Origin of the sequence: Oscillibacter acetigenes (genome assembly GCF_025567605.1) — a bacterium.
GTDB classification, from domain to species: Bacteria; Bacillota; Clostridia; order Oscillospirales; family Oscillospiraceae; genus Oscillibacter; species Oscillibacter welbionis.
Genome location: NZ_JAOQKG010000008.1, coordinates 185,819 through 191,767 on the forward strand (window position 1 = coordinate 185,819; position 5,949 = coordinate 191,767).

Sequence of the window (5,949 nt, forward strand, 5' to 3'; positions counted from 1 at the left end):
AAGAAGTGGAGTGGAGTATTACACTGGCGAAGTACACGGAGCTGTGGCTCCGTGAGATCGCTCCCGGCAAGCTGACCAAGCCTACCCCGGCCAGGGACCGGCAGGACATTGATTGCTTCCTGCCAGTCCTAGGGCACTACAAGCTGACGGAACTTCGGCCGGAGTATTTCCGGCAGCTCCACTCCGGTCTTCGGAAAGTGAAGAATCAAAGAACGTGAAAGCCGCTCTCCGAGTGCACTGTGGAGGGTGTACACGCAACGCTGTGTACGATCCTCTCAGATGCCATGGAGGGCGGCTTTCTGGACCATACCCCGGCTTGGCGGACATACCACTATACCGGGAAAAAGAAAGAGAAGGTGATCGCTGGCGAGGCCACCGCCCAGCAGCTCATTGCCGTACTGGAGGAGGGGAACCTCAAGTACGAGACCTACTTCAAGCTCATCATCGCCACCGGGATGCGCCGGGGCGAATGCTGCGGGTTGCAGTGGGGCGACATCAACTGGGATGAGCGGTCCATTCACATCCAGCAGAATGTGGTAAAGGTCACCGGCGAGGATATCATCGCCAAGGAGACAAAGACTGTGGCCGGAGGCCGGTATGTTTACTTCTCTCTGGAGATGGTGTCCCTGCTGCAGGAGTTCCAGCGGGAGTGCGCCTGGGAGACGGAAACGTATGATGGGCGGGAATTAGAGGATACGGACTATATCTTCCGCCGTCACGGAGACCGGCTCCCCATGACGCCCTCCACCTTCGCCTGGCGGTTCAAGCTGATCTTAAAGAAGCACGGCCTGCCCCCTGCCCTGAACGTCCACTCCCTGCGGCACACCAACGCCAGCCTCCTGATCGCGGGCGGGGCCGACGTAGCCACAGTGGCGGGACTGCTGGGCGCCACAGTCAGCCCTCCACTACGCTGGACATCTACACACACGCATTTAATAAGAACAAGAAAGCGGCCAGTCAGGTTCTGCAGGAGGGACTGGAGATTTGATGAAATACAGAGAAACGAAACAGCCGCAGATCCCCGTCAACCACTGCGCCTGGTGCGGATCGTATAACCTGGGGATCGGCTGGCAACAGAACGAGGCCATCGTGACCTTCCGGCGGAATGGACCCCCGAGCAACCGGCTGAAGTATATCATTTACCGGAACTGCGACGCTGTGCTGTACCAGTGTGTGGCGGAGCCGCGGAGGTTTCCTCTGGCTGAGTGAAAGCGGCAACAGAAAGAAATCCCCCGTCCTTTGGACGGGGGGTAATTCTTCGATGGCAGCTCATTTTTGTTGGACAGCCCCGACAAACGCCTCAAAAATTTTCCTGCTGGACTCTTCCTGCAGGGACATCTCCGGATGCCACTGGACGCCCCAGACAAAGGTCTTGCCGGGCAGATACATCGCCTCGATGAGGTCATCTGTGCTGCGGGCCATTTCTACGAGACTGGGGGCTAAACTCCTGATCGCCTGGTGGTGACAGCTGTTCACCTCCAGTTCCGTCTTTCCCAGCAGAGAGGCCAGAGGCGTCATCGGCCATATATGCACCGTGTGGGCCATCCGGTCGTAGGGCGGCTTCATGGAATGCCCGATCTCTGACGGGTGCTCCGTGGGCAGGTCCTGATAAAGGGTTCCGCCCAAGGCTGCATTTAGGAACTGAATACCCCGGCAGATGCCCAGGATGGGCTTGTCCCGCTCCAAAGCCTGTCGGAGTAACTCCTGCTCCAGAGCGTCCCGGGCAGGGCACAGCTCGCCGCAGAAGGGCTCCATGGCCTCCCCGTACAGCTGGGGATCGACATCCTGCCCACCAGTAAAGAGAAAACCATCGCAGAGATCCGCGAGCTGGGCAATATCCGCCCCATTGGTTGTCAGCGGCAGGATGACGGGGATGGCACCGGCTTCCTTCACTCCTTCCAGATACCCCGGCAGCATCCAGTAGGACTTCTTTTCCTCGTCCCACAGGGGCGTTACCCCGATGATGGGTTTCTCCATAGTTCATCACCTCTGATTGATAAAAGCAAAGAGGCACTCGAAATTCGAGTGCCTCTTTGCACGTGGTACGCCCGACTGGATTCGAACCAGCGGCCTTCAGAGTCGGAGTCTGACGCGCTATCCAACTGCGCCACGGGCGCATACCTAAACTATGTTCTATTATAACACGGGATTTTCAAAATTGGTAGTCAAATAGTAGTCAACGGAAACAGAATTTTTTCTCTCTGCCCGTTAAAACCAAAGACTCCCAACGCTTTGCGCCATCTCTCAACTGAACGAGCCTGAAATGTCGGAGTCTGACGCGCTATCCAACTGCGCTACAGGCGCATACATCAACATCTTCTTCAAACAGCTTATTTAGTATACCAACATTTTTCCGCTTTGTAAAGCTTTTCTTGAAAAAATTTTTCTTAAAAAGATTGTTAAAAAAATTGACAAGTCCCTGATTTTGGTCTAAACTTAATTGAGAATGATTTAACAAATAGCAAGGAGTGACTTATATGCGAAAGGAAAACATCTCCGACGCCGTGATACGGCGTCTGCCCAGATATTACCGCCAGCTCACAGACCTCTGCAACCGCGGCGTCGTGCGCATCTCCTCACACTCCCTGGGGCAGGAGATGAACATCACCGCCTCTCAGATCCGCCAGGATTTCAGCTGTTTCGGTGAGTTCGGCCAGCAGGGCTACGGCTACAATGTAGAAGAACTGCGGGCCGAGATCGGTCATATCCTGGGCGTGGACAACAACCACCACCTCATCATGATCGGCGTTGGCAATCTGGGCCACGCACTGCTGCAGAACTTCCCATTCTCCCAGAGTGGGTTTACGGTGGACGCAGCCTTTGATGTCTCCCCCGCCGTGATCGGGACTGTGGTGAATAATGTGCCGGTATACGCCATGTCCGAGCTAGATCACTTCCTACAGGACCACCCGGTGGACGTGGTGGTGCTGACCATTCCCCAGTCCGTGGCCCAGGACACCGCCAGCCACCTCATCAATCTGGGCGTCAAGGGCTTTTGGAACTTTACCAACATTGAGCTCAGCAGTCAGCTCCCGGATGTGCAGTTTGAGAACATTCACTTCGCAGACAGCCTCCTGACCCTCAGTTACCGCATCGCCAACCGCTGACGCTCCAGCGTGGAAGGGAATCATCTATGACAAGGAAGACCAAGACTGCCCTCATCACCGTCTGCCTCTTACTTACCGTCACCGTTGTGTACGCCTTGGCCGCGGCCGGCGGGGCCTCCGATCCGCTGGCCTCCCTCTCCTATCTCACCGGCACTTTCACCGATGCGGTAGACCAGCGGGTGGAGGAAAAACTGGATGCCTCTGACCAGGCGCTGCTGAACGGAGACGCGGCTCCTTCCGACGGCGGGGCCGCCACGTGGATGGAGACCCGTCTGAAGGCAGGCGACGCCCTGACCGGCTCCACCGGCACGGGCGTCCTGTTGCTGGCGGGCGGTATGCAGGTCACGTTCAACTCCGGCGCTGTGGTGGATGTCACCACAGGGACCATCGTTACCAGTGGCAGTGCCCTTACAGCCAGCCACCGGTATCTGGTGGCTGAGGAAACCACCGCCGTGTTTACCGTCACCTCCAAGACGGCGGTTGTGGATTATCAGGGCCCCTACGCCTTCAGCTACTCCACCAACACGGACTACAACGCCATTGCTGTCGCGCTCAAGACCATGCACCTGTTTCAAGGCAGCTTCACCGGCTACGGAGATGGATATGACCTGGAGGTCGCCCCTACCCGCCTGCAAGCCCTCATCATGTTCATCCGCGTCCTGGGCGAGGAGAATGATGCGCTGGCCTACACCGGCTCCACTCCCTTCACGGACATCACCTCCGGGACCCAGAGCGAGAAATACGTGGGCTACGCATACAGCAAGGGCTACACCAACGGATACTCCGCCACCACCTTCCGGCCCAGCCAGACGGTGACAGCCAGCCAATACATGGAGTTCATCCTCCGGGCACTGGGATACAGCTCCGCGGACAACAAGGACCTCTCCGGCACACTGACCAATGCCTTGACCAATGGCGTCATCACGGAGGGCGAGCTGGCCGCCCTGCAGGGCGGCACGTTCCTCCGTGCGGATCTCGCATACGTCTCCTACTACGCGCTGGATGCCGCGGTGTCCGGCAGCAGGCAGACACTGGGAGACACGCTGATGGACAAGGGCGTCTTCACCGTGCGGGAGAAACAGGCGGCCGACGCACTCGTCACCAGCGGCCGGAAATAAAACCGGAACCCCTTTGCCGGTCCGGCATACTATGGATTGAGACCGGTTCGGTCGGTCTACGATTTCATAGGAGGTTCCGGTATGTGCAATAACGGCTTTGGCGGCGGCAACTGCTGCTGGATCATCATTCTGCTGATCATCATTTGGTGCTGCTGCGGCAACGGCAGCTGGGGCGGCAACGGCTGCGGCTGTGGCTGCAACAACAACTGCGGCTGCAATCCCAATCCCTGCTGCTGAGATTTCATAAGATAACCAGCGCCCCGGGCCAAATGGCCCGGGGCGTTTTCCACTTCGCTGTTTTTTATAGGCGCTTACAGGATCCCCAGGTGCTCCAGAAGAATCTTTCCACCCAGAAGGATCAGGATCACACCGCCGGCGATCTCCGCCCAGCACTGGAGGCGGGCGCCGAAAAAGGTCCCGATCACCACACCCGCCAGGGAGATCACAAAAGTCGTGCAGCCGATGACCGTCACAGCAGGCAGGATGTCCACGTTCAAAAATGCAAACGTGACCCCAACAGCCAATGCGTCGATGCTGGTAGCCACCGCCATCAGCAGCAGCTGCTTATAATCCAGCGTCACACTCACCGCACAGGCCGTCTCCTCCGCCTCCCCTTTCAAAGACTCCCACACCATCTTACCGCCGATGAATGCCAGCAGAAAAAAAGCCAGCCAGTGGTCCAGATGTTGGATGTACCCGGCAAATTGGGCGCCCAGCAGCCAGCCGGCATAGGGCATCAGCGCCTGAAATCCGCCAAAAAACAGCGCAATCACAGCCGCATAGCGCAGATTCAGTTTTGGCATACAGAGTCCCTGGCACACCGCTACAGCAAAGGCGTCCATCGAGAGCCCCACGCCGATCAACAGCAATTCCAAAAATCCCATATTGCCGCTCCCTTATAATACCACCGGCACCGGCTGGTGGATAGTTAAACTGTCCGGCGTCACCAGGCAGTCATAGGCGTACACTTGGACACCCCAGGCAGCTGCCTCCCGAAGGGCCGCACCGAAGGCCGGATGGGTGGCGTCGTTGGGAGAGAAGCGATCCACGCCGTGCATCTGGATCACAAAAAACAGGGTAGCGCCCATTCCCTCCCGGACAGCCCGCTGTAACTCGTGAATATGCTTCACGCCCCGTTCTGTCGGCGCGTCCGGAAATCGGACAACACCGTTTTCCTCCAGGGTAACACCCTTGACTTCCACCAGGTGCAGCCCGGCTTCTGTTGTCAGCGCAAAGTCCAGACGGGACTCTCCATAATGATATTCCGGTTGAATGGACTTTAGATCTGGCAGGAAATGTCCTTGGGCGGCCCACTCCTGAAAAACACGATTTGGGGCCTGCGCATCCATATTGATCAGCAAGGCCCCTTTCTCCACGGCGATAAGGTCATACGCTGTCTTTCTCGCAGAATTTGCGGCCTTTTCCAGATAGACCGCTGCTCCCGGCACCAGCAACTCCCGGCAGCGTCCGGTGTTTTTTACATGGCAGATCTGCAGCCCGTCTTCTGTCTCCACATGAGCGATAAAACGGTTGGGCCGCCGTAGAAATCTTCCTTTGACCACTTGATGATATTGCAAAACGATGCCTCCCATGCGACGAAAAAAGGCCACATCAAACGATGTGGCCTCTCAGTGTTGGCGCTACCTATCTTCCCGGGCCGTCACCAGCCAAGTATTGTCAGCAGGAACGAGCTTAACTGCCGTGTTCGGAATGGGAACGGGTGG

General features: G+C 57.3%; 8 protein-coding genes, 1 tRNA gene and 1 rRNA gene. 5 read left to right on the plus strand and 5 right to left on the minus strand.

Annotated features, from left to right (window positions below):
• Nucleotides 1–218 (plus strand): tyrosine-type recombinase/integrase (locus tag OCV80_RS15945; protein ID WP_449588477.1); only part of this gene is annotated, 218 nt, incomplete at its 5' end.
• Nucleotides 219–239: 21 nt separating this feature from the next.
• Nucleotides 240–1,055 carry a site-specific integrase gene (locus OCV80_RS15950; protein ID WP_136891613.1) on the plus strand — a complete coding sequence of 272 codons (816 nt, stop codon included), beginning with the start codon at nt 240–242 and terminating at the stop codon, nt 1,053–1,055.
• A gap of 214 nt (nt 1,056–1,269) precedes the next feature.
• On the opposite strand, the gene OCV80_RS15955 is transcribed toward OCV80_RS15950, so the two are convergent.
• On the minus strand, nt 1,270–1,977 hold the full coding sequence (locus tag OCV80_RS15955; RefSeq protein WP_119310744.1) for a gamma-glutamyl-gamma-aminobutyrate hydrolase family protein: 708 nt from the start codon (nt 1,975–1,977) through the stop codon (nt 1,270–1,272).
• A gap of 63 nt (nt 1,978–2,040) precedes the next feature.
• A tRNA-Arg gene (locus OCV80_RS15960) sits at nt 2,041–2,117 on the minus strand.
• Between the two features lie 360 nt (nt 2,118–2,477).
• Here OCV80_RS15960 and OCV80_RS15965 point away from each other — a divergent pair.
• The 3 genes from OCV80_RS15965 (at nt 2,478) to OCV80_RS15975 (ending at nt 4,462) form a co-directional block, all read left to right on the plus strand.
• Nucleotides 2,478–3,107 (plus strand): redox-sensing transcriptional repressor Rex, encoded by a 630-nt coding sequence (locus OCV80_RS15965; protein WP_021750403.1) that lies wholly within the window; start codon nt 2,478–2,480, stop codon nt 3,105–3,107.
• A gap of 26 nt (nt 3,108–3,133) precedes the next feature.
• A complete protein-coding gene (locus tag OCV80_RS15970) occupies nt 3,134–4,225 on the plus strand; it encodes an S-layer homology domain-containing protein (RefSeq protein ID WP_136891612.1) in 1,092 nt (363 codons plus the stop codon).
• A gap of 81 nt (nt 4,226–4,306) precedes the next feature.
• Nucleotides 4,307–4,462, plus strand: coding sequence for a hypothetical protein (locus tag OCV80_RS15975; RefSeq protein WP_170180093.1), 156 nt, complete (start codon nt 4,307–4,309; stop codon nt 4,460–4,462).
• 74 nt (nt 4,463–4,536) lie between these two features.
• Here OCV80_RS15975 and OCV80_RS15980 read toward each other — a convergent pair whose 3' ends face one another.
• From OCV80_RS15980 to rrf, 3 genes are all read right to left on the minus strand, one after another.
• Nucleotides 4,537–5,109, minus strand: a complete 573-nt coding sequence (locus OCV80_RS15980; RefSeq protein WP_136891611.1) for a manganese efflux pump MntP — start codon at nt 5,107–5,109, stop codon at nt 4,537–4,539.
• 12 nt (nt 5,110–5,121) lie between these two features.
• Nucleotides 5,122–5,802 carry a DNA/RNA nuclease SfsA gene (gene sfsA, locus OCV80_RS15985; protein ID WP_136891610.1) on the minus strand — a complete coding sequence of 227 codons (681 nt, stop codon included), beginning with the start codon at nt 5,800–5,802 and terminating at the stop codon, nt 5,122–5,124.
• Nucleotides 5,803–5,857: 55 nt separating this feature from the next.
• A 5S ribosomal RNA gene (gene rrf / locus OCV80_RS15990) occupies nt 5,858–5,949 on the minus strand; the annotation flags it as partial.